The 22,436-nt window shown below is 64.7% G+C and carries 23 protein-coding genes; 9 read left to right on the forward strand and 14 right to left on the reverse strand.

Annotation, left to right across the window (positions count from 1 at the left end; translation table 11 throughout):
- Positions 1-356: 356 nt before the first annotated feature.
- The 4 genes from ACQP2U_RS38495 to uraD are packed head-to-tail and all read right to left on the reverse strand — an operon-like array spanning position 357 to position 3,445.
- The gene (locus ACQP2U_RS38495) at positions 357-1,718 is read right to left on the reverse strand and encodes an 8-oxoguanine deaminase (protein ID WP_433712058.1); all 1,362 of its coding nucleotides are present in this window, start codon (positions 1,716-1,718) and stop codon (positions 357-359) included.
- A 5-nt stretch (positions 1,719-1,723) separates the two neighbouring features.
- On the reverse strand, positions 1,724-2,629 hold the full coding sequence (gene pucL, locus ACQP2U_RS38500; protein WP_433712059.1) for a factor-independent urate hydroxylase: 906 nt from the start codon (positions 2,627-2,629) through the stop codon (positions 1,724-1,726).
- Positions 2,630-2,636: 7 nt separating this feature from the next.
- Complete coding sequence (gene uraH / locus ACQP2U_RS38505) at positions 2,637-2,954, reverse strand: hydroxyisourate hydrolase (RefSeq protein WP_397033619.1); 318 nt, start codon at positions 2,952-2,954, stop codon at positions 2,637-2,639.
- Entirely contained in the window at positions 2,951-3,445 is a 495-nt protein-coding gene (gene uraD, locus ACQP2U_RS38510; protein ID WP_433712060.1) for a 2-oxo-4-hydroxy-4-carboxy-5-ureidoimidazoline decarboxylase, read from the reverse strand. Before uraD ends, uraH begins: the two co-directional genes overlap by 4 nt.
- Positions 3,446-3,585: 140 nt before the next feature.
- Here uraD and ACQP2U_RS38515 point away from each other — a divergent pair, with 140 nt between their 5' ends.
- Together ACQP2U_RS38515 and ACQP2U_RS38520 are read left to right on the forward strand one after the other, a co-directional pair.
- Positions 3,586-4,173, forward strand: coding sequence for a nucleotidyltransferase family protein (locus tag ACQP2U_RS38515; protein ID WP_433712061.1), 588 nt, complete (start codon positions 3,586-3,588; stop codon positions 4,171-4,173).
- A 14-nt stretch (positions 4,174-4,187) separates the two neighbouring features.
- Positions 4,188-5,225, forward strand: coding sequence for an XdhC family protein (locus tag ACQP2U_RS38520; RefSeq protein WP_433712062.1), 1,038 nt, complete (start codon positions 4,188-4,190; stop codon positions 5,223-5,225).
- 2 nt (positions 5,226-5,227) lie between these two features.
- Here the strand turns inward: ACQP2U_RS38520 and ACQP2U_RS38525 are convergent, their stop codons facing one another.
- The 4 genes from ACQP2U_RS38525 to ACQP2U_RS38540 form a co-directional block, all read right to left on the reverse strand.
- Positions 5,228-6,319, reverse strand: a complete 1,092-nt coding sequence (locus tag ACQP2U_RS38525) for an ABC transporter substrate-binding protein (RefSeq protein WP_433712063.1) — start codon at positions 6,317-6,319, stop codon at positions 5,228-5,230.
- 77 nt (positions 6,320-6,396) lie between these two features.
- Entirely contained in the window at positions 6,397-7,197 is an 801-nt protein-coding gene (locus ACQP2U_RS38530) for an ABC transporter permease (protein WP_433716727.1), read from the reverse strand.
- A 343-nt stretch (positions 7,198-7,540) separates the two neighbouring features.
- Complete coding sequence (locus ACQP2U_RS38535) at positions 7,541-8,287, reverse strand: ABC transporter permease (RefSeq protein ID WP_433712064.1); 747 nt, start codon at positions 8,285-8,287, stop codon at positions 7,541-7,543.
- A gap of 189 nt (positions 8,288-8,476) precedes the next feature.
- Positions 8,477-9,286 (reverse strand): ABC transporter ATP-binding protein, encoded by an 810-nt coding sequence (locus tag ACQP2U_RS38540; RefSeq protein WP_433712065.1) that lies wholly within the window; start codon positions 9,284-9,286, stop codon positions 8,477-8,479.
- A 177-nt stretch (positions 9,287-9,463) separates the two neighbouring features.
- On the opposite strand from ACQP2U_RS38540, the gene pnuC reads away from it, so the two are divergent.
- The 3 genes from pnuC (at position 9,464) to ACQP2U_RS38555 (ending at position 12,715) form a co-directional block, all read left to right on the forward strand.
- Positions 9,464-10,180, forward strand: coding sequence for a nicotinamide riboside transporter PnuC (pnuC, locus tag ACQP2U_RS38545; RefSeq protein ID WP_433712066.1), 717 nt, complete (start codon positions 9,464-9,466; stop codon positions 10,178-10,180).
- Between the two features lie 76 nt (positions 10,181-10,256).
- Positions 10,257-11,720 carry a DHA2 family efflux MFS transporter permease subunit gene (locus tag ACQP2U_RS38550; RefSeq protein WP_433712067.1) on the forward strand — a complete coding sequence of 488 codons (1,464 nt, stop codon included), beginning with the start codon at positions 10,257-10,259 and terminating at the stop codon, positions 11,718-11,720.
- Between the two features lie 29 nt (positions 11,721-11,749).
- Positions 11,750-12,715: a sigma-70 family RNA polymerase sigma factor gene (locus ACQP2U_RS38555; protein ID WP_433716728.1), complete on the forward strand. Its 966-nt coding sequence runs from the start codon at positions 11,750-11,752 to the stop codon at positions 12,713-12,715.
- A gap of 89 nt (positions 12,716-12,804) precedes the next feature.
- On the opposite strand, the gene ACQP2U_RS38560 is transcribed toward ACQP2U_RS38555, so the two are convergent.
- Positions 12,805-13,953 (reverse strand): FAD-dependent monooxygenase, encoded by a 1,149-nt coding sequence (locus ACQP2U_RS38560; protein ID WP_433712068.1) that lies wholly within the window; start codon positions 13,951-13,953, stop codon positions 12,805-12,807.
- A gap of 76 nt (positions 13,954-14,029) precedes the next feature.
- Here ACQP2U_RS38560 and ACQP2U_RS38565 point away from each other — a divergent pair, with 76 nt between their 5' ends.
- A complete protein-coding gene (locus tag ACQP2U_RS38565) occupies positions 14,030-14,614 on the forward strand; it encodes a TetR/AcrR family transcriptional regulator (protein ID WP_433712070.1) in 585 nt (194 codons plus the stop codon).
- Between the two features lie 120 nt (positions 14,615-14,734).
- Positions 14,735-15,526: a DeoR/GlpR family DNA-binding transcription regulator gene (locus ACQP2U_RS38570; protein WP_433712071.1), complete on the forward strand. Its 792-nt coding sequence runs from the start codon at positions 14,735-14,737 to the stop codon at positions 15,524-15,526.
- A gap of 32 nt (positions 15,527-15,558) precedes the next feature.
- On the opposite strand, the gene ACQP2U_RS38575 is transcribed toward ACQP2U_RS38570, so the two are convergent.
- The 5 genes from ACQP2U_RS38575 to ACQP2U_RS38595 all read right to left on the reverse strand — a co-directional run bounded on the left by ACQP2U_RS38575 (position 15,559) and on the right by ACQP2U_RS38595 (position 20,352).
- A complete protein-coding gene (locus ACQP2U_RS38575; protein WP_433712072.1) occupies positions 15,559-16,431 on the reverse strand; it encodes an alpha/beta fold hydrolase in 873 nt (290 codons plus the stop codon).
- Positions 16,432-16,476: 45 nt separating this feature from the next.
- The gene (locus tag ACQP2U_RS38580) at positions 16,477-17,130 is read right to left on the reverse strand and encodes a TetR/AcrR family transcriptional regulator (protein ID WP_433712074.1); all 654 of its coding nucleotides are present in this window, start codon (positions 17,128-17,130) and stop codon (positions 16,477-16,479) included.
- Positions 17,131-17,289: 159 nt separating this feature from the next.
- A complete protein-coding gene (locus ACQP2U_RS38585; RefSeq protein WP_433712075.1) occupies positions 17,290-18,195 on the reverse strand; it encodes a carbohydrate ABC transporter permease in 906 nt (301 codons plus the stop codon).
- Complete coding sequence (locus tag ACQP2U_RS38590; protein WP_433712076.1) at positions 18,192-19,073, reverse strand: carbohydrate ABC transporter permease; 882 nt, start codon at positions 19,071-19,073, stop codon at positions 18,192-18,194. The genes ACQP2U_RS38585 and ACQP2U_RS38590 overlap by 4 nt, the downstream gene beginning before the upstream one ends.
- A gap of 28 nt (positions 19,074-19,101) precedes the next feature.
- Positions 19,102-20,352 carry an extracellular solute-binding protein gene (locus tag ACQP2U_RS38595; RefSeq protein WP_433712078.1) on the reverse strand — a complete coding sequence of 417 codons (1,251 nt, stop codon included), beginning with the start codon at positions 20,350-20,352 and terminating at the stop codon, positions 19,102-19,104.
- Positions 20,353-20,510: 158 nt separating this feature from the next.
- Between ACQP2U_RS38595 and ACQP2U_RS38600 the strand changes: the two genes are divergently transcribed.
- Together ACQP2U_RS38600 and ACQP2U_RS38605 are read left to right on the forward strand one after the other, a co-directional pair.
- The gene (locus ACQP2U_RS38600) at positions 20,511-21,425 is read left to right on the forward strand and encodes an SIS domain-containing protein (RefSeq protein ID WP_433712080.1); all 915 of its coding nucleotides are present in this window, start codon (positions 20,511-20,513) and stop codon (positions 21,423-21,425) included.
- 30 nt (positions 21,426-21,455) lie between these two features.
- Positions 21,456-22,403 carry an ROK family protein gene (locus ACQP2U_RS38605; RefSeq protein WP_433712082.1) on the forward strand — a complete coding sequence of 316 codons (948 nt, stop codon included), beginning with the start codon at positions 21,456-21,458 and terminating at the stop codon, positions 22,401-22,403.
- Positions 22,404-22,436: the final 33 nt, after the last annotated feature.

The raw sequence follows: 22,436 nt of genomic DNA on the forward strand, positions 1-22,436 counted from the left end.
CTCCACTACCGCTGCCGACACAGTAGAAGCCGTGGGTTGCCGCGATGTTGCGCGACAACCGCCCCAGGTTGCGCGGTCGTTACCCGCTGAACCGAGCATCCCGTGCCCGCGGATCCGCACAGTCCGAGACATCTCTGTTCCAGTATTCAGCAAATCCGCCTGATCAGGTCATTCGCCTTGATCCGCGGCAACTTGCGGCCCCGCCGGACAAGCCGTTTACTCCTCGGACCGTCCGATCGGCGAACATCCGCGGCCGCGAAGAAGGCCAATCGACAGCGGGGATACGAGCGGGCAACCAGCCCGCTGCTCGCCGCGGGCTCCGAACTGCTCGAGCGGCGTTGGGCCCGGACCGCGACTCAGCCCGCCTTCGCGACCAGCGCCGCCTGCGCCCGCGCGACCTCGCCGCCGACTTTCTCCTCGTCGACCGTGCGCACCTCAGCATCCCGAACAACGATGCGCCCGTTGACCATCAACGCCGCCAGCGGCGGCGCCGAACCGAGAATCAATGCCGTCACCGGGTCATCGATGCCCGCGTGGGCGGGCGTATCGAGCCGCCACAAAGCGAGATCGGCAAGCTTGCCGGGTTCGATCGACCCGATTTCGGCTGCTCGCCCCAGCACCCGCGCACCACCGATAGTGGCCAGCTCCAAGGCTTTTCGAGTACTGATCGCGCGCGGTCCGCCCTTGGCCCTGGCATAGAGCAGCGCATTGCGCGGCTCCTCGATCATCGAACTGGATTCATTGCTCGCCGCACCGTCCACGCCGAGCCCTACCGGCACCCCCGCCGCGACGAGCTCCGCCGTGCGCGCTGTACCCGCGCCGATCCGCGCATTCGAAGTTGGGCAATGTGCCACTCCGGTACCGGTTTTCGCCATGGTCTCGATGGCGACATCGTCGAGGTGGATGCCATGGGCGTACCAGACATCCGTGCCCAGCCAGCCGAGGTGCTCCATGTACTGCGCTGGTGTGCAGCCGAATTTATCCGCACAGAACTCCGCTTCATCGATCGTCTCGGCCAGGTGCGTATGCAGCCGTACGCCGAGATCACGTGCCAGCACGGCGGATTCGCGGAGCAACTCGGTGGTCACCGAGAACGGTGAACATGGTGCGAGTGCGATCCGCAGCATCGAATCGAAGGACGGATCATGCCAGCGCGCAACGGCATCCGCGCTCGCGGCGAGAATGGCGTCGAGAGTCTCCACCACCTCATCGGGCGGCAGCCCGCCCGAACTCCGGCCGAGATCCATCGAGCCGCGCGTCGGATGGAATCGCAAGCCGACCTCGGCGGCCGCGGCGATTTCCGCGCCGAGCAGGTCACCGCCTTCGCGCGGGAATACATAGTGATGGTCGGTGGACGTGGTGCAACCGGTACGAGCCAGCGCGCTGAGCGCACCGGTCGCGGCAATGCGAACCGCGTCTTCATCGATGCCCGCCCAGATCGGATAGAGCGTGGTGAGCCATTCGAAAAGCGTGTTGTCCGCGGCCAGCCCTCGGCTGATCCACTGGTAGAGATGGTGATGGGTGTTGACCAATCCGGGCGTGAGCAGGCAGCCACGGCCATCGATGCGGTGCGCATCCGCGCCGAGATCGGGCGCAGCACCCGCACCGACCGCGGTGATCCGGTTGCCCTGCACCGTCACATGCCCGCGACGGTATTCGGTGCCGTTCGGATCGACGGTCGCCACGGCGCACCCGTCGATGACCGTCGTTGTCGTCATGGCACCTACGGTAGCCATGCGGGTCCGGCTTCCGGGGCATCTTCGCGCTGCACAGTGGCATGGATGAGTCCGTAGGGCCGGTCGTCGGCGTGGAAGACCTCGCCGTGGTTCTCGATGCCGAATCGAGCGAGGTCGTAGTCGAAATGATGCTTATTCGGAGCGGTCAGCCGGATTTCGGCGAGCACAGGAAATGCCTCGAGCGCGGCCTTGCCCATTTCGAACAGCGTCTGCTGCATAGCCCTGGAATGCAGCGTCGCGAAGACCTCGATCATCCGCTGCCGGACCCCGGCATATACCGCATCCCAGTTCACACCGGTCGCGGCGGCGAAACGCCACTGCGCGACGAGGGAGGTCGCGAGCATCCGGTCATGCGTCGGCGCGAGCACGGTGAAGTCGTCGGAGAGGAAGTCGGCGAACTCCGAGCCGGTCGACTTGAGAATCACCAGATCCTTGACCCCGCCGATCACCCAGGCCTGCTGCCGCTCGCCCTTACCCGACACCGTTACCGTCGCGGTCCGCACCTCCGACCCCTGCCGCACCCAGGTGTGATCGTGCTCGCTGCCGTCGACGGTAACCCGCTGCCAGGCATACTCCTCGACCTCGACGCGCGCGCTGTCGACCGGTGCGATCTCGTCGACGAAATGTGCGGCGAGCGTGAGCGCATAGTCCTCGATCGGTTGCAGCCCAGGTTTCTTCGCGTACGCATAGGCGGTCTGCTTCTGGCTGTCGGTAGGCAGCACCTTCGACTGGTCACCGGCGACATATGCGTCGGCGAAATCGCCACGCAGCACCGTGGAGACGTTCACATCGCGGATCTCGTGACGCGGCTGGTCCCGGTAGATCCGGACGATACGGTTCTCCGCCTTTCCATACCGGTTGTCGGACAGCACGATCGGCCCGGTCAGCTCCATGAATGGCTCAGCTCCCTCGGTAAGTGGAAAAGGCGAAGGGCGACAACAACAATGGCACGTGATAGTGCCGCTCTTCGATGACGACGAAGGTGACGCAGACCTCCGGATAGAACGATTCGACCTCGCGCGCGGCGAAATATGCGCCGGTGTCGAACACCAGCCGATAGGTGCCGGGTGACAATGCCGCACCGAGCGAGGCGATCCGGCCATCATCATCGGTGGTTCCGGAACCGAGCACCTCGCTATCTCGATAGAGCACCACCGCGATACCGGCCGCCGGCGCACCCGCGACAGCGTCGAGCACATGTGTACCGAGCGTGCTCATGACTGCAGCCGTGCCAACCGAATCCGATTTATCTTCGCCAATTCCGTTCGCATAACCCGCCTTTCGGTCTTCGGATCATTTCCGAGCCGGGCGGTGAGCAAATCGAGCAGCTCGTCTCCGGACTTACCGGTCGCGCACACCAGATAGATATGGCCGAACTTCTCCTCATAGGCCAGATTGCCATTGGCCAATCCCACCCGCACCGCATCCCCGGCCCTGGCCACCCCCGCCTGCTCGCGCACCGATGCCGCAGTATCGGGTCGGGCACCGATACGGGGATGTCCATCGAGTGCGCGATCGATCTCCGCCTCGGACAACTCCGCCAGCACCGCGTCGGCAGCATCGAAGAGGGCATCGATATTCGGGTACGGCCGCCCGGCGACCAGCGCACGCGCCCATTCCGGCGACGAGCAACACGCGAGCAAGGCCGCATTCGCCTCCGCTTCGGGCAACGCGTTGAATTCCGCGAGGCTCAACCCGTCGTCTGTCATCGAACCAGCATCGAATACGACCGACCCGGTCGCCAGTCGAAAGGGATAGATCACTTCCGGCGTGTCGTCAGCGTCCGACTGTCGACGTCACAGCATTCTTCCGTAACCCACCGGCTACGTGACCGGGCTACCGTCTTTTCATGGCTGCATCGCCCGAACCGGTCTGCGCGGGCATCCTCCTGGCCGCGGGAGCCGGGACGCGCTACGGGATGCCCAAGGCATTGGCCGAGGGCGGCGCCTGGCTGCGGTCGGCGGTGGCGGCACTGCGCGACGGCGGCTGCGATCCGGTGATCGTGGTGCTCGGCGCGACCGGTCCGGCACCGGCCGCGGTCGACCTACCTGAGGGTGTCGATCATGTGTGGGCAGCCGACTGGGCGACCGGACTCGGGGCCTCGGTGCGGGCGGGTTTGCGAGCCGTCGCGCGCACGCCCGCCGAGTACGCCGCGATCATGCCGGTGGACACCCCCGATGTCGGAGCTGATGTGGTCGCCCGGGTACTCGGCGCGGCCGCCGCGGCACCGAGCGGCCTCGCGAGAGCTGTGTTCCACAACACACCAGGGCATCCGGTTGTGATGTCCCACAAGCATTGGACCTCGGTGTATCAAGCAGCCGTTAGAGATTCCGGGGGGCGCACCTATTTGGTCGGCAATAAGGATATGGTGTGCGTCACGTGCGACGATTTGGCGACAGGCGATGATCGTGACTTCCCGGCCGCGCCGCACGCGTGAGCGGAGCTGAACAGATGCGGGACATCGTCGAGGACCTATTGCGGGTGTGGCATTCGGGCCGGACAGGTGGACTGGCCACCGTCGTGCGAACTGTTGGTTCCGGGCCACTGCCGGTGGGGACATCGATCCTGGTAGATGCCAATGGCGCGGTCTATGGTTCGCTCCTCGGCGGCAGCGTCGAAACGACCGTGATCGAGGCGGCCGCCGATGCCGCGCGCAGCGGTCGACGCGGACTGCACCGCTTGGGCGTCCCGCCGGGCGAGCCCGGATTGGACTCCGGCGGCATGGTCGATGTTTTCGTCGAGCCGTTCTCACGCCGGGACTTCCCGGAATTCCCGTCCATCGCCGCGGAAATCGCCGCGCACCGCAGGGTTACCCTGTTCACCGTGGTGTGGAACCCGGACCCGGATCTGATCGGACAGCATCTGATCACCCCGCAGCGACATGCGACGGAACTGGTCGCGCTGCCCGAATCCGACGTGTTCGTGGCCTCGTTCCCACCGCCGCCGCGGCTGATCATCTTCGGCGCCAACGCCTTTGCCGCAGCCCTGTCCGTACAGGCCAAACTGCTCGGCTACCGCGTCACCATCTGCGACTCCCGCGACACCTTCGCAACGCCGGATGCCTTCCCGGGCGCCGAGGTGGTCGTCGACTGGCCGCACCGATACCTGAACACCCTCTCGGCGGCGGGCGAAATCGATAGCAGCACGGCGATTGTCGTACTCGGGCACGATCCGACGTTCGAAATCCCGCTGCTCACTGTGGCACTGCGACTACCCGAACTGGGTTACCTCGCCGCAAACGGCTCATGGTCCGCACATCTGAGACGCATCGAAGACCTGAGAGCGGGCGGTTTCGACGACGCGACGCTGGCCCGCCTGCATTCCCCCGCCGGTCTCGATATCGGGGCACGCACCGCCGCCGAGGTAGCGGTTTCGATCGCCGCGGAACTGCTTGTCGCCCGATCCGGAGCCGGGCAGCGGATCTCCGAAAACCGGAGCGCCGAACCACAATTCAGGGAATTACCGGCCAACGCCCCGGTGGCGCTCTAGCTCTACTTCAGGCCCGGGTTCTCCGCGTACACCTCGCGCAGCACCGAGAGGTCGAAAAGCTGGTCGGCCTTGATATCGATCTTGGCATTGCGCAGCGCGGCGATATTCTGCTCGATCAACTGATCGGTCATGGTCAGCAAACCATTGGCGGTCGAATCAGCCGAAACGACGAGGCCGTTCTGCGCGGTCGCCTCCTGGGTTTGTTCATTCAGATCGAGTTTCTGATCCTTGCCGTATACCTCGACCGCCAGACGCGCCGATTCGGCCGGATTCGCGACCGCATCCTTCCAGCCCTTGATCTCGGCGATCAGGAATGCCTTCAGCTTGTCGCGTTCCTTATCGATGGTGGACTGCTTGACCGTCAGGGTCTCGGCCACCAGCGGCAGGTTGTAGTCGGCGAAGAGGAAGTTGGTATTCGGGAATCCCTTGGCGGTCAACGTGATCGGCTCATTGGTCACATAGCTGACCCAGCCGTCGACCTCACCGTTGGCCAGCGGGGTCGGATCGTATTGCGCCGGCACGATGGTCACATCGCTCGGCTTCATGCCATTGGCATTCAACAGTGCGTTGAAGATCAGCTGATTGGTGTCCTGGACGCCGATCTTGCGACCCTTCATATCCTGCGGGGTCTTGATCGGCTTGGCGGCGGAGCTGACGATGCAGAACGGGTTCTTCTGATAGGTGGTCGCGACGATCTTGGCGGGTAGTCCCTCCAGGATCGCGGGCGCGGTGGTCTGCGGGGCCGAGGTGCCGAGCCAGACCTTGCCGGTATCCAGTCCCGCCTCGACCGAGGTGCTCGCCGCGCCACCGGCGATCAAATTCACCGAACCGAATCCGGCCTCCTTGTAGTAGCCCTTGGAATCGGCGAAGTACTCGCCCGCGAATTCGATGTTCTTGAGCCAGGACAGCTGGACCGCGACGGAACCGTACTTGGATCCGTCCGCCACCGACCCGCCCGACGAGTCTTTCGAATCATCGCCACATGCGGCCAACAGGCTCGCGCCGCCCAATGCGGCGCCGGCCAGCGCGGAGTAACGAAGCAGGGATCGCCGGTTCAGGTTCGGCCCGAACGAAGAGCGTTGTACGGGGTTCATGGGCCGAATCTAGGGGGATTCCGTTTCGATTTCTTTACTTTGGCGTTCCGAGCATTGATTTTGCGAAAACTGACCGGTCAGCGGCGGCCCGCCTCGGGCCCGAAGCGGGCCAGCACCAGATTCTCGATGACCCCGACAATCGCGTACAGCAGCACCGAGACGATGGTCACGATCACGATCGAGGCCCACAGCTTGCTGTATTGGAAGGTCGGGATAGCGCGAATCAGACTGGCCCCCAATCCGGTTCCACTACCCAACCATTCACCGAGTAATGCGCCGATCAGCGCACCGGGCACCGAAATTCGCGCCGCCGCGAAGACCGAGGGCAGGGCGGCGGGCACGGCGACCATGCGCAGTCCTGTCCACCGGGAGCCGCCGTACGCGGCCACCAGGTCCATCGCCTGCCGCGGTGCATTGCGCAGACCGGCCATGATCATGACCAGTGCCGGGAAGAACACCACGATCGCCGCGAGCACCGTCACACCGGCGAGTCCGCGCCCGAACACCAGCACGATGATCGGGGTCAGCGCTACCAGGGGCACCGAACGCAACAGCATGGCGACCGGCATGAATGTCTGTTCCACCGCGGAGAACGAGACGAACAGCGCCGCGACGACGAGTGCCGCGAGCATACCGACGCCGAAGCCGATCGCGGCGTCGCGCAGGGTGATCTGTAGGTCGTCGAAGATGGCCTGACGTGCGGTGTGTGCGCCGGAGGAGCTGAACAGGTACTTCCAGATGTCGCTGGGTGTTTTGCCTACTCGCGGCCCGACCTGGGGGAAGGCATGGAGGAAGACGTACCAGATCACCAGCATCAGCAATAACGCGGTGACCAGGGGGAACAGGAAGCGGCCGATGCGGGTGAGGACATTGAGCATTCCGGCGGCCGCGCTGCGCTGGGGCCGCGTGCTCACCTCCACAGGCGGCGGCCCGGCGGCGGTCATGTTGTCCATCGGCACAAGTTCGTCAGTCATCGCACTCCTCCAACCCGGCCGCGCGCGGACACGCCCGACGCGCACTGCTTTGCCCGACGCACACCAACTCGCCGCACGCTATCGGGCGACTGCGCACGCGGACGTCGAGTGCCGCGATAGCTTCGGCCGTGTCGAGCCCGGCCCCAGCCAGTTCCCCCGAGCGGAGTCGAATGGTGGTCGCCAATGCCGCATTCGACCGCCCTATCACTACCCTCGGCGAGCAAGCTGTCTGCATGAGAGGCGCAACTCATGTCGGCTCCTGCGCGGTCCAAGGGGCGACCAATCGGGCGACCAGGGCGACAATCGCGTAGCCGAGCCCGGCGAGTGCGGCGGCGGCCAGTGCCATCCCCCAGGTACGCGGCACGTTGTAGGCGCTCTGCGCGGCGGTCAGCGCGACGCCGATGCCGCTGTCGACACCACCGAGGTATTCACCGATGATCGCGCCGAGCACAGCGGACGGCGCGGCGATCTTCAACGCCGCGAACATATTCGGCAGCGCGGCGATCGCCTGCACCCGGTAGAGCTGTTGCCAGCGGCCGCCGCCGTAGGCCCGCACCAGATCGAGGCTGGTGACATCGGCCGAGCGGAGTCCGGTGACCGTGCCGACCATGGTGGTGAAGAAGCAGTACATCGCCGCGAGGAATACCGTCGGGGTGCGTCCGCCGAAGACCACCAGAATGATCGGCCCGAGCGCGAGCAGTGGGATGCAGTAGCTGAGGATGGCCAGCTGGGTCGCGAGCGGTTCGATCCACGGGATCAGCACGATCAGGAACGCCAGACCGATGGCCAGCGCATTACCCCAGATGAATCCCTTCAGCGCGCCGAGCGCCGTGATCCGGAAGTTGGGTCCGTACAGATCCCAACCGTCGCTGTACATGGTGTGCAGGACAGTCCACGGACTCGGGATCGTGCCACCCGCGACCTCCAGTGCCGCCAGCAGCCACCAGATCGCGATCAATCCGAGTACGCCGATCAGTCCGCCGATCCGTTTCATGCCGCATCCCCTCGACGGCGGCGGCATGCCACCGACGGTCGCGGCTGATCCTGTCCGCTGACCTGCTGGTACCCCTGGCGCGCGCGAGACAGGCATCTGGTCACCTCATGCGAGCGCGGCTCGCGATTGTCATTCATCGCCGTACCTCGCGGACCGTTCCGAAGCTGCGCGACACTATGATTCGCTCGCTCATGCGACACCGCCCTTGCCGGACTTTCCGAACAACAGCTCGGAGAGGTAATCGTGCAACTTGTGGAATTCCGGTGTGCGCATCATCTCCGGCGTGCGCGGGCGCGGCAGATCGATCTTCACCAGTTCCAGCACCCGGCCCGGCCGCGGACTCATCACCGCGACGACATCGGAAAGAAATACGGCCTCCGCGATGCCGTGCGTGACCATCAGTGTGGTCGCTGGCTTCTCAGTCCAAATCCGCAGCAATTCCAGATTCAGCCGCTGCCTGGTCATATCGTCGAGTGCGCCGAACGGCTCGTCGAGCAGCAACACGGTCGGCTTGACGACCAGGGCGCGCGCGATCGAAACACGCTGGCGCATGCCACCGGACAGCTGCGCCGGTTTGGCCTTCTCGAAGCCGTCGAGGCCAACCAGCCGGACCAGATCCGCGATCAGTCCCGGATCCGGTGAGATGCCCGCGACCTGCAGCGGCAGCTTGATATTGGATTCCACCGAACGCCACGGCAACAGTGCCGAATCCTGGAAGGCGATGCCGAGTTCGTGGCGGCTGCGCAGTTGGGCGGGGGTTTCACCGTCGATGAGCGCCTTGCCCGCCGTCGGTGTCTCCAGTCCGGCCAGGATGCGCAGCACCGTCGATTTGCCGCAGCCCGAGGGGCCGAGCAGGGATAAGAACGCGCCCTGTTCAGTATGCAGCTCCACTTCATCCAGCGCCTGCACCGTCTTCCGGCCGACCCGGAATGTCTTCGTCAAACCGCTGATGTGGATGCCCGTCCCGCCGATGGGCTCCTCGGTACCGCTCGCCGTCATGACCAAAACACTAGGAGCAGGTCGTTGCGCGGATATTGCGAATCGCCACCCCAGATTGCGCAATCGTTACGCACACCCGCGTCGCAGACCTTTCTCATACCTCGCACACCGACCCGCCGCACGAAACGCCGTCGCCGAAACGCGAAGGTATGCGTGAGACACCGCGAGCACTGTGGGATGAGAAGTCGAGGTGCTCGGGTTGAAGCGAAGGTGAACCCATTTTTCGCGCTGCTCGACGCGAAGCTGCATATCGCGGGCTCGGAGATCCTCTGGCGCGAGATCATCGGCAATGGCTTCGGGCTGGCCTCCGCGGTCGGCGGAATGCGACGGCGGGTGTGGGCATGGCCGATCGGGATCGCGGGCAATGCGCTGTTGTTCACCGTTTTCGTCGGCGGAATCTTCCATACGCCACAGCATTTGAATATGGCCGGGCAGGCCGGTCGTCAGCTGATGTTCATCGCGGTCAGCGTGTACGGCTGGTGGAGTTGGTATCAGCATGCCCACGCCGAAACCGGACTCGAGCACCGCGGCGTCATGCCGCGCTGGGCAAGCGGGCGTGAGCGGCTGGTGCTGGTGGCGACCATGTTGGTCGGCACGGCCGCATTCGCTCGATTGTTCGCGTTGATCGGTTCCTATGGACCGTGGGCGGAGGCATGGATCTTCACCGGATCGGTGCTGGCGACCTACGGGATGGCGCGCGGGCTCGCCGAATTCTGGCTGATCTGGATCGCCGTCGACCTCGTCGGCGTGCCATTGCTGTTGCAGGCGGGCTATTACCCGTCGGCGACGCTGTATCTGATCTATGCGGGCTTCGTCGCGTGGGGCTTCGCCGTCTGGGTGCGCACCCTGCGCAAAGCCCCTGTCGTCGCTGATCTCGTGCCTTCGCGTTCCTAGAAACTTTTTTCGCAACCTCCGATGAATCCGCGCGGCGGCGCCGGTATGTACCCGCACAACCCATCGGAGGAATGCAATGAAGATGACCACGGGGCAGCGCTGGGTGCTGGCGCTGACATCACTGGCGGGCTTGATGATCGTGCTCGACGCACTGGTCGTCACCACCGCGATGCATGCGATCCAGCTGGATCTGCGCGCATCGATCGGCGAGTTGGAATGGACGATCAACGCCTACAACCTGAGTTTCGCCGTGCTGCTGATGGCGGGCGCGGCGCTCGGTGACCGCTACGGACGCAGACGGGTGCTCGTCGCTGGGCTGGCACTGTTCAGCGCGGCCTCGGCCGGATGTGCGCTGGCACCGAATCTCGGTCTGTTGATCGCCGCCAGGACGGCACAGGGCATCGGGGCCGCCGCCATCATGCCCGTTGCGGTGGCTTTGCTCTCGGCGGCGTTCCAGCCGGAGCAGCGGACCAAGGCGCTCGGATTATTCGCGGCGGCCACCGGATTGGCCACCCTCGGCGGACCGCTCGTCGGCGGTGCGGTGGTGCAGGGCCTGGCTTGGCAGTGGATCTTCTGGTTGAACCTGCCGATCGGCGCAGTGCTGATCCCGCTGGCGCGCACGCGACTGGCCGAAAGTGTGGGCGAGGCACGCAGATTGGACTTTCCCGGGATCGTGTTGGTGAGCTCCGCCGCCTTCGGGATCGTCTGGGGTCTGATTCGGGGCAATGAATCCGGTTGGGCCAGTCCGGAAGTCGTCTCCGCATTGCTGATCGGCGCGGTGGCCGCAGTGGGATTCGTGCGCTGGGAGCTGCGCACGACGGCTCCGCTGATTCCGATGCGTTTCTTTGCCTCTCGCGCCTTCTCCGCCGGCAATGCGGTCGGGTTCCTGTTGGCCGCCTCGATTTTCAGTGGTGCGTTCTTCTTCGCTCAGTTCCTGCAGATCGTGCAGCAGCAGGGCCCGCTCGGCGCCGGACTGCGTTTGGCGCCGTGGACGGTAACGCTGTTCCTGGTGGCACCGATCGCGGGTAAGCAGGTCAACCGGTTCGGTGAGCGTCCGCTGGTTGTCACCGGTTTGCTCATGCAGGCCATCGGCTACGGGTGGATCGCCCTCACCGCCGGACCGGACCTGTCGTATGCGCCGATGATCGCGCCCTTCATCATCTCCGGCGTCGGTGTGTCGATGGCGATTCCCGCCGCGCAGAGCGCGGTACTTCGGGCCGTTCCGATGCCCGCTGTCGGGGCCGCATCGGGCACCTACAACACCCTGCGCCAACTCGGTGGAGCCTTTGGAATCGCCGTCCCCGCAGCGGTTTTCGCTGCCGTTGGCGGCTTCGCCAGCGCACGGGCCTTCAGTGACGGTTTCGCGGCCGCCATCGCCACCGCTGCCGTGCTCGCGCTGCTCGGTGCCGCGATCGGCCTGCTGATTCCGGCCGGTGCGCCCAACGCCACCGAGCCGGTTGCGGCCGGCCCTGCGGGCAGACCGGGCGCTGGGATGGCCGCCTCGGCAGCGGGCGACGACCGCAGCGGGGTGCAGGCATGACCAGCACATCCTCGGTAGGTTTGGCACCCATGACGGTCAGTGCGGATTTCGCGGCGCGCACCGCGCCCTACCGGCCCGAACTGCTCGCGCACTGCTATCGGATGCTCGGCTCGATCCACGATGCCGAGGATCTGGTGCAGGAGACGATGCTGCGGGCATGGCGCTCGGCCGACCGTTATGACGCGGACCGCGCGTCGCTGCGCACTTGGCTGTATCGAATCGCCACCAATGTCTGCCTGACCGCGCTCGAACAGCGCGGCAGGCGGGCGCTGCCGACCGGACTGGTCGGACCGAGCGATACCCTGGTCACCAAACCGCGGCGGCATCCCGAAATCCCTTGGCTGGAACCGATTCCCGGTGCACTGCTCGGCACCGCGTCCGATGATCCGGCGACCGTGGTCGCCGCCCGAAGCGGCATCCGACTCGCATTCATCGCGGCACTGCAATACCTACCCGCCCGACAGCGCGCGGTCCTGATCCTGCGCGACGTACTCGCCTGGTCCGCGGCCGAAGTCGCCGACCTACTCGAAACCTCCACCGCCGCAGTCAATAGCGCACTGCAACGCGCGCACGCCCAATTGGAGAAAGACGCCCCCATGCTCGACCACGTATCGGAATCGTTGAGCCCGGACGAACGCGCGATGATCGACCGCTACGTAACCACCTTCGGCAACGCCGACATGGCTGCTTTCGCCAAACTCCTGCGCGACGATGTAGTCCTCGAAATGCCACCCGCCCTGCTCTGGTTCGCCGGACGCGCCCACGTCGTCGCCTTCTTCACCGACAGATGTGGTTCCACCCCCGACCTCTGGCGCGCAATCCCCACCTCCGCCAACACCCAACCCGCCATCGCCTACTACCGCCGCGACCAAAACGACACCTACCAGGCACATTCCATCCACCTACTCACCCTCCGCGACGAAGCCATCGACCGAATCACGGTCTTCCTCGACGCCACCCTCTTCCCTGGCTTCGGGCTCCCTAGCACCCTCTGAACAGGGAGGCGAAGGGACAACGCCGAGCCTGTTCTCCGCGACCGGATGCCGAAATTTGCGGTGGTATCGCCAGTGGCGAACGGCGCCTTTCAAGCGGCGCACCTGGCCCGATCGCGGAGTGCCGTGACAGCGGGAAGGACGCGAGTTGCGGTATTGCGCAGTGCGATTCCGGCCTTCGTCGCCGGTATGAGCATCGATGCCGCAGTGGCCACGCCATTGAGTTTGGGATCGACCAGCACCCGGTGCCGGGTCTCGTAGCGCTGGAACGCGGCCTGGTGGTCCTCCGGTGCGCTGGCCAGTTCCTCCGCCAACGTGTACGCCCCGGCGATCGCGAGGGTGGAGCCGTCGCCGAACAGTGAGACGCAGGATGCGGCATCACCGAGCAGCGCGATGCGTCCGTGCGACCAGCGCGGGAGTTCGCCCTTGCTGACGGCGTCGAAGAACAGGTCGTCGGTGTCGCGGACGCGGTCCAGCAATTCGGGAACCCGCCAGCCCTGGTCGGTGAAGGCCTCGATGACCAGGCGCTTGTGCAGTTCGATGTCGCGATGGTCGAAACTGGGAACACCCTTGTGCCGGAACATGAATGCCGCGAGGGCGCGGCCCTTCGACGGGTGCACCGACAGTGCCCGTCCCGGCGTGTTGTAGATGAGGACTTCGCGGTCGCTGCCGAATGGCTCATCGATTCGGATAGTCGCGATGTAGATGCCCATATGCCGGACGAATTCGGATTCATCGCCGAAGGTCAGGCGGCGCACCACCGAATGCAGGCCGTCCGCGCCGATCACGAAGTCGAAGCGGCGCGGATCGGCATGTTCGAAGGTGACATCGACGCCGTCGGTGTGCTGTGACAGGCCGGTAATGGTGTCGCCCCACAGGAAGTCGGCGCTGTCGCGGCTGGCGTCGAGCAGGATCGTGGCGAGATCGGCTCGGGGGATCTCGACCTCGCGGTCGCCCGCCGATCCCTGGAAGGCCTTCAGATCGACCCCGGCGATGCGGCGGCCGCTCGCGTTGACGAAATTCATCTGGGACACAGCCGAATTCGCGGCGCGCAGTTGCGGCATGAGGCCCATGCGCTCGGCCACATCGATGGCGGGTCCCTTTACGTCGACCGGATTTCCACTGGAGCGTTGGCCTGTCGCCCGCTCGACCACCGTGACCTGGAAGCCGCGGTCGGCCAGCCAGTACGCCAGGGTCGCACCGCCGATGCCCGCGCCGGAGATCAGGACCGTCTCGTTCATGACAACACCTTTGGCTAAGTGGACGAATTTCGTCCGGTTAAAGAGAGCGTACAGTAAGCGGAAGGATTTCGTCCACTTGAACTCGGAGGTGAGGGCGACGACCGGTCCGAAGAGGGCTGATGCCAGGAACAACCGGGATCAGATCATTGCCGCGACGCTGGTGACCTTCCGTGAGCAAGGCGTCGATGTGCCGATGAAGGAGATCGCGGATCGGGCGGGTGTGGGTGTCGGCACGCTGTATCGGCACTTCCCGGATCGGGATGCGTTGATCGCCGAGACTGCCCAGTCCTACCTCGCGGAGCTGGCCCAGATGGCGGCGACCGCATTGGAGCAGGAGGAGGCGGCGTGGCCCGCGCTTGCGCGGTTTCTGCACGAATGTGCGCAGCGACGGGTCGGGGCGCTCGCATCGGCGATCGAGCCGAATCTGCACGCCGAGATACAGGCCGATCCGCGGTTGCACGAGGTGCGCGGGCGGATTGTCGAATCGGTCTCGCGGATGACCAGGCAGGCGCAGCAGGCCGGAGCCATGCGCGCCGATATCGAGCCCGGCGAGGTGGCCAGCCTGATGACCATGCAGATCTACACCCGGGCCGGTGAGTCGTATGCGGACGCGGTCCGTCGGGTGGTCGATCTCGTGCTCGATGGATTGCGGGCGCGGTGATGAAGGTGTCCGACTTGGTAATACGGCGGCCGAATCTCTACGGTCGGCACGTGCCTGTGCTCAGATTGTTCGCGTGCATGGAAAACCAGCAGGTCGCTCGCGTGGACGGGAAGGCTTGACATGACCGGACCGACGGACCGGCCGCAGCGTTGGAACCGACTGCTGGAACTGCTCGCCGACACCGGGCGGCTTTCGGTAGAGGAGGCCGCCGAACGCCTCGGGGTTTCCCCGGCGACGGTACGCCGCGACTTCACCGCACTCGCCGAACAGCAGTTGGCGACCAGGACACACGGCGGTGTGGTCGCGACTTCGGTCGCCTACGACCTACCCGCGCGCTACCGGCAGGGCGCGGATGAGCCGAAACAGCGGATCGCCGAACACGCTGCGGGACTTATCGAACCGAGTGCGGTAGTCGGAATGAACGGTGGCACAACGACGACCGCCGTAGCACGCGCATTGGCCGGACGAACCGATTTGGCCAATGCCGCCGGTGACCCACTGACCATCGTCACCAACGCGCTCAATATCGCGGGCGAGATGGTGTTGCGGCCACATATGCGCACAATCGTGCTCGGCGGGGTGGCGCGCCGGGAGTCCTATGAGTTGCATGGTCCGTTGGCCGAGCGAGCACTGGCCGAATTGCGTTTGGACGCACTGGTTCTCGGGGTCAATGCGATTTCCGCCGAGGGCGGCGCGCAGTGTCGGCATATCGACGAAGCCGGGGTGACCACCGAGATGGTCCGGCGGTCCGGTCAGGTGATGGTCGTCGCCACCGCGGACAAACTGGAGCGCTCAGCGCTGGCCCGGATCTGCGGGATCGAGCAGGTCGATGTGCTGGTGACGGATTCGGATGCGGATCCGGCCGCGGTGGCGACGATTCGAGCTGCCGGGGTTCGAGTGGACGTGGTTTAGCGCGGCGGGGACTTCGAAGTCCCGAATAGGCGTCAGAGGAACGCCAGGAGGTGGCGAGCGGTCTGCTCCGGGGCTTCCTCCGGCAGGAAATGTCCGACGTCGAGCGGACCACCACGGACATCGTCGGCCCAGCGGCGCCATACCTCCAGCGGCCTATGCCAACTGCCGACAGCGCCTGTGACACTCCACAATACGAGCAGCGGGCATTCGATCCGCCGTTGCCCGCGGTCAGCCTCGTCATGCGCGTAATCGAGGGTCGCGGCGGCCCGATATTCCTCGCAAATCGCATGCACGGTATCCGGGTCGCGGAATTTCTCGATGTATTCCGTGCGGATTTCATCCGAGAAAACATCGGGATCCTCGGCCCAGCTATCGAGCATATGATTCACCAGAATCGCCGGATCACCGGCAATGAGTCGTTCCGGAATCGGTGCCGGTGCGGCGAGGAAGGACCACACCCAGAATCCGAGGCTGAAGTCCATATCCGCCGCACGGAAGCTGTCAGCGGTCGGCACGATATCCAGAACCGCCAGCCGCGTAACTATTTCCGGATGATCCAGCGCCATCCGATACGCGCACCGCGCGCCACGATCATGACCGACCACGCTGAACCGATCATGGCCGAGGCTCGCCATCACCTCGACCTGTTCGGCGGCGATGGCCCGCATGCTGTGCGGACTGTGGTCCGGCCGACTCGGCGGCGAGGCGCTGTCGCCGAATCCCCGCAGATCCGTTGCCACGATGGTGAATCGCTCGACCAACCGCGACGCGACCTTATGCCACATGAGGTGCGTCTCGGGTATCCCGTGCAGTAACAAGACGGGCGGCCCGTCACCACCGCGCCGCCCATGCACGCGACCCTCGGCGGTCTCGATATCGAACCCGACGAATCCCTCGAACACCATTGCTCTCACCATAGCGGTTGGGCCCGAACCATTTTGGTTGGCTGATCAGTTCAACGCCAGTCCAGAATTCACGAAATATGCTATTTCCTCGCATATTTCATCCAGCGACACCTCGGTATCGGGATGTGTGGTCCGCACCAACTCCTGGGCCAGTGAATTCACCGCGCCGATTACCGCGAGTGCGAATAGATCGAACCGGCGCGCCTTGGTCTCACCGCGCTCGACGGCTCGCTCCGCCTCGCTGATCAGCAGCGATGACAGCAGGCGGCGCTGCTGCCTACGCCAATCCTCTACTGCCGAACTGACGCCGACGACTTCGACATAACACACCCGCGCCGAACGGTGATCGGCACAGGTCACCTCGAGATAGGCGCGGAAAGCATCGATGACCCGTATGGAAAGCGGTTGTCCCGCGGTCTTTGCCATACTTTCCAGCGCGCGTTCGACCGCATGCGAGGTAATGCGATTGACCAGCGCGATCAACAATGCCTCGCGGCTTCCCATATCCTCGTAGAAGCTACGCGTGGAAACATTCGCGACGGCACACAGCCGTTCGATCGAGGTGGCCGCATAGCCCTGGGTACCGAATAATTCCAGCGCGGCATCGATGAGTCGCGCCTGCCGCTGGGCTACCCGCTGTTGTTTGGACAGCCCGCCGTAATTGCGGCCCTCCTTGGTTTCGTCATCCTGCCGTGCCACGGATTCGATGCTACCGGCCGGAAGCGACTACCCCGGGGCACGGACATTTGAATGACCGCTGCTTCCGCGCGCCGACAGCCTGTCCGACCAGGGGCTTGCGCCAAGGGCGGCAACAGTTCGGAGAGCGGGTGACACACAGCCACCCGTCGCTGTCGGCGATTACTTGACGCTGCCTGCGGTGAGCCCCGCGACCAAGCGCTTCTCGATGAACGCGAACAGGATGACCACCGGAACGATGCCGACCGTGGAGATCGCGAAGACGTACTGCCACGCCGTGTCGTATTGCCCGACGAATTTGGTCAGCGCCACCGACAGCGGCTGATTCTCGGGAGTGGTCAATACCACCAGGCTCGCGGCGAATTCGTTCCAGCAGGCCACCACCACGAAGATCGTCGCGGTGACAATGCCCGGCCAGATCAACGGCAGACTCACCCGGACCAGGATCTGCCAGCGACTCAGACCATCGAGTTGCGCGGCCTCCTCGATCTCCACCGGAATGGCGGCGAAGAAGCTGTGCAGGATCCATACCGCGAACGAGAGGTTGAACGCGGCATTCACCAGAATCATGGCCAGCCAGGTGTCATTGATGCCGAGGGTGAAGAACTCCCGGATCAAACCGGTCACCAATACCGTCGGCTGCAACATCTGGGTGACCAGCACCAATGCCAGGAATACCGCGCGTCCGGGAAACTTGTGCCGCGCTGTGTAATACGCGGCCGGGATGGCCACGAAGAGCACCAGCAAGGTGGCACACAACGAGATGATGATCGTGCTCGCCAGGTTGTAGGGCAGCGGCGTCTCCGGGGTGTCCCACATGGTGGCGTAGTTGTCCGGATGCCAGGTTTCGGGCAGATAGGTCGGTGGGATGCGCAGGATTTCGGCGCGGCTCTTCAGCGAGCCGAGCACCATCACTACGAACGGGGTCAGGAAGATGACGGCAAGCACCACACCTACCGCGGTGAGCTCCCAACGCCGTCGCCGAGGTCGCCCGCTCGGGGCTTCGACAACCGTGGTGTCCGGCGGGATTTCCACACCCTCGATGTGGATGTCGGCCTGTGTGGTCATGCGTCCACCTGCTGAGTCGGCTTGATGATCTTCACATAGATCGCGATGATGACCACGATCAGCGCGAAGTTCAAAACGCTCATGGCAGCGGCGGTGTCGAGCTGTTGATTCTGCCGAATCAGCTTGAAGGTCAATGTCGTTGTCGTATCCGCACCGAAGCCCGCGATGCTGCCGGTGATCACCTGCAGAATGGGCAGCGAGTTGAACACGTTGATGATGTTGATGATGGTGGCGACCGCGATCGCCGGACGCAATTGCGGCAGTGTGAGATACCGATAGCGCTGCCACGCACTGGCGCCGTCCACCCGGCCCGCCTCATCGATCTCGGCCGGAATCGATTGCAGGCCAGCCAGAATCGTGTAGGTCGTGAATGGGATCGAGACGAAGACCGCGACACCGATCGCCACCAGGAATGCGGGCGTCGGTTGTTTGGTGAAACCGTAGCCCCGATCCAGCAGCCCGATATCGACCAGGAATCGGTTGGCGATGCCGACATCGGGATCGAGCATGTAATAGAAGATGGTCGTCGTCATCACGACCGAGGCCGCCCACGGCACCAGAATCGCCATGCGCACCGCGGTGCGTCCCGGGAAATCCTTGTTCAGGAACTGCGCGAGTCCCGCGGAGAGCACCAGGGTGATCAGCACGACGCTGATCACCCAGACGACGGTGTGCGCCAATACCGATCCCAGTTCGCTGATGTCGAACAGGTTTCGGTAATTGGCCAGCCCAGCGGGACCGCGGTCCTGGCCGTAGGCGCTCAGGTCCCGGGTGCTGGTCCAGACCATGTAGCCGACCGGGAACGCGACGATGGCCGCGATCAGCACCAGGGACGGCCCGATCCAAGGCACGGCCCGCAGTGCCGAATTCTTCCCCACGAGTACCCGGGTACCTGTGCGCCCCACGCTATTTCGCTGCTTCCTGAATCCGCTGCAACACTTGAGCCGGGTCCGCACCCTGCGCGATGGTGCCCATCTGCTGATGCATGGCGCCCTGCGCCGCTGCCCATTTCGGGTTATTGCTCGGATAGAACTTGGCCACCGGCAGGGTCGCCGCGAAGGCCTTGGTCACCGGATCGTCGGCGAGCACCGCGGTCGCACTGGTAGTGATCGGGATGAAGTGCTCGTTCTTGACGAAGTTCGAGTACACATTCGCCGAGTAGAAGAAGTCGAGGAACTTCTTGATCGTCTCGGCCTTCGTACCGTCCTTCTTGAAGGCCATCAGGTGATCGGCAACGCCCAGCGTGACCGGCGCACCGTCCTTGGTCGGCGTGGGCGCGGTGGCGTACTTAAGACCCGGATTCTTATCGGCGATCTGGGCGATGGTGGGCGGCAGACCCTCGATCATCCCAATCTTGCCCTGGATGAAGGAATTGATGACGTCCTTGCGGTTGGTCGCACCCGGATTCGGCTGGGTGACACCGGCGTCGAAGATCTCCCGCATGGCCTTGACCCCCTCCAGGTTCTGCGGAGTATCCACGGTGATCTTGTCGCCATCGGACCAGTTGCCGCCCGCACCGAAGGTCCACAGCGACGTTTCGGCCTGCGATTCCTCACTGCCCAGCGGCAGACCATAGCCGGAAACACCGCCACCGAGCGCCTGGATCTTCTTGGCGGCATCGGTCAGCTCGGCCCAGGTCTTGGGTGGCGTGCTCACCCCGGCCTTCGCGAAGAGGTCGGTGTTGTAGAACAGGGTGCGAGTGGAGGCGAACAGCGGCATCGCATACTGCGTGCCGTTCAGCGAGGCATTCTTGGCGAAGCCGGGCTGCACGTCCGCCAGCACGTTCGGGGAGACGACCTCGGAGACCGGATAGAGCATGCCGTCACCGGCGAAGCTGGCGTAGGCATCGATATTCAGCAGGTCCGGGGTGGTGGACTTGGACTGCAGTTTGGTCTTCACCACATCGTTGATCGACTCCCAGGATTCCATCTGCAGATTGACCTTGTAGTCCGGATTCTGCTTCTGGAAGTCGTCGATGATCCGGTCCCATAGCGCCTTCGTGCCATTGGCACCGTCGCTGTAGGTAGGAGCCAGGAAGTTGATCGTTTTATCGGAGTCGGCCGAATCCTTGGAGCCGAAACCACAGGACGTGACGGCGAGCGCGAGGCCGGTGACCAGCGCTATCCCCGCGAGGACGCCATGGAGGGGTCTTTTCACGAGCAGAACCTTTCAAATTTTCACTCCGGGCGCTACCGAAGCGCCGATGATGGAGCGAACGAATCGCTTGTCCAACAGGCTAGACCCAATCGTGATCATATGTGACTGATTTGATCGTAAATTTGACATGAACGATCACCTGGGGTGATTCTGTTGTTGTGCCGATCTCCGCTCACCCCGCCCCCGTGACTCATCTGGCCGCCGAAGTCGCCACCCAGCCGGACGACTGGATGCGCGCCGAGACCACCGCCGCCGAACACCGCGCCGTACTGCCCCAACTAGGCGAGCGCGTCGCCGTCATCGGCTGCGGCACCTCGCTGTTCATGTCCAGGGCCATCGCGGCACTGCGCGAGAGCTCGGGTCACGGCATTACCGACGCCTGGCCCGCGAGTGAGGTCCGCGCCAGTCGCGACTACGACCGCTACCTCGTCATCTGCCGCTCCGGCACCACCACCGAGGTGGTCGATGCCATGCGGGCGATACCGGCACGGATTCCGCGCACCGTCATCTGCAGCAGTCCGGGCACCCCGGTGCTCGACCTGGGCGATCCGATCCTGATCGAGGAGGTCGACGAGCAGTCGGTGGTGCAGACCCGTTTCGCCACCACCGCGCTCGCGATCCTGCGCTGGCATCTTGGCCAGGAGCTGCGCCCGGCCATCGAGCAGGCAAGGGCCGTACTCGCCGAAGACCCGGCGACGGCACTGGCCGACGTGCGTCGTGCCGAGCAGATCAGCTTCGTCGGGATGGGGTTCGCGGCCGCGATCGCCGAGGAGGCGGGGCTCAAGCTGCGCGAATCCTGCCAATCCTGGACCGAGTCGTATCTGCAGACCGAATACCGGCACGGTCCGATCAGTATCTCCACCCCCGGCCGCGCCGTCTGGGCGTTCGGGCCGCTGGTCCCCCATTTCGCCGAGGATGTGGCCGTCACCGGCGCGCATTTCGAACACCGCGATATCGATCCGATGGCCGACCTGGTCCGCGTGCACCAGCTCTGCGTGCTGCGCGCCGCCGACCAAGGACTGGACCCGGACCATCCGCGCAACCTGAACCGTTCCGTCGTTCTGGATCGGTGACCGGTCGCTACCAGGAACTACTGTGCGGATATGGGAACGGAACAGCAGCCGGTCACGGCATTGACCGATGATCTGCTGGTACTCGGCCTCGATGTCGGCGGCACGACGATGAAGGGCGAGGTCACCGATGCCGCGGGCACGGTGCTCGCCGCGGGTGTGGTGGCCACACCGCAGGGCGAGGCGGCCTTCGAAACCATGGGCGCACTCGGTGATCAGTTGCTCGCCGAATTGACCGATGACCAGCGCGATCGCGTCGCACGCGCGGCGGTTCTGCTGCCGGGCATTGTCGATCCGGTCCGTTCGATCGCGGTATTCAGCAGCAATGTCGGTTGGCGCGATGTGCACATCGGTGATCGGTTCACCAGACGGTGGGGTATGCCGGTGCTGATCGAGCACGACGTCGCGGTGGCAGGCTGGGCCGAATGGCGGTTCGGCGCCGGTCGCGGTCACGATGACGTCTGCGTGGTCATTCTGGGCACCGGCATCAGCGGCACCCTTTCCGTCGGCGGCCGTTTGATGCGCAGCGCCTATGGACAGACCGGCGAATACGGACACATTCCGGTTCGGCATGCGGACGGATTGCGCTGTCCCTGCGGCAATATCGGCTGCGTGGAGACCGTGGCATCGGGTGCGTCCATCGCCCGGGCCTACGCGAAACGCACGGGACGCGAAACAGCCAGCGCAGCCGATGTTTTCGCGATACTCGATACCGATTCCGATGCCAAAGCCGTGGTCGACGAAGCGATCAGCGCACTCGCCGACGGGCTGCTCGGCCTGATCCACGCGGCGTGTCCCGAACTGATCATCCTTGGCGGTGGCCTGGCCGGGGCCGGGCCAGCTCTTACCGAGCCCCTGCACCACACCATTGCCGAACGCCTGCGCGTGGTGCCCGCACCGCGAGTGGTGCTCGGCGAGTTCGGTGCCCGTGCGGGGGTCATGGGCGCGGCCCTGTTCGCCAGACAGGGCGGGCTCATATGACTCGCGTCGAAACGAGTGCAGGTCAATGCGTTC

It is taken from the genome of Nocardia sp. CA-084685 (assembly GCF_050955785.1).
In the GTDB taxonomy this organism is placed as follows: Bacteria; Actinomycetota; Actinomycetes; order Mycobacteriales; family Mycobacteriaceae; genus Nocardia.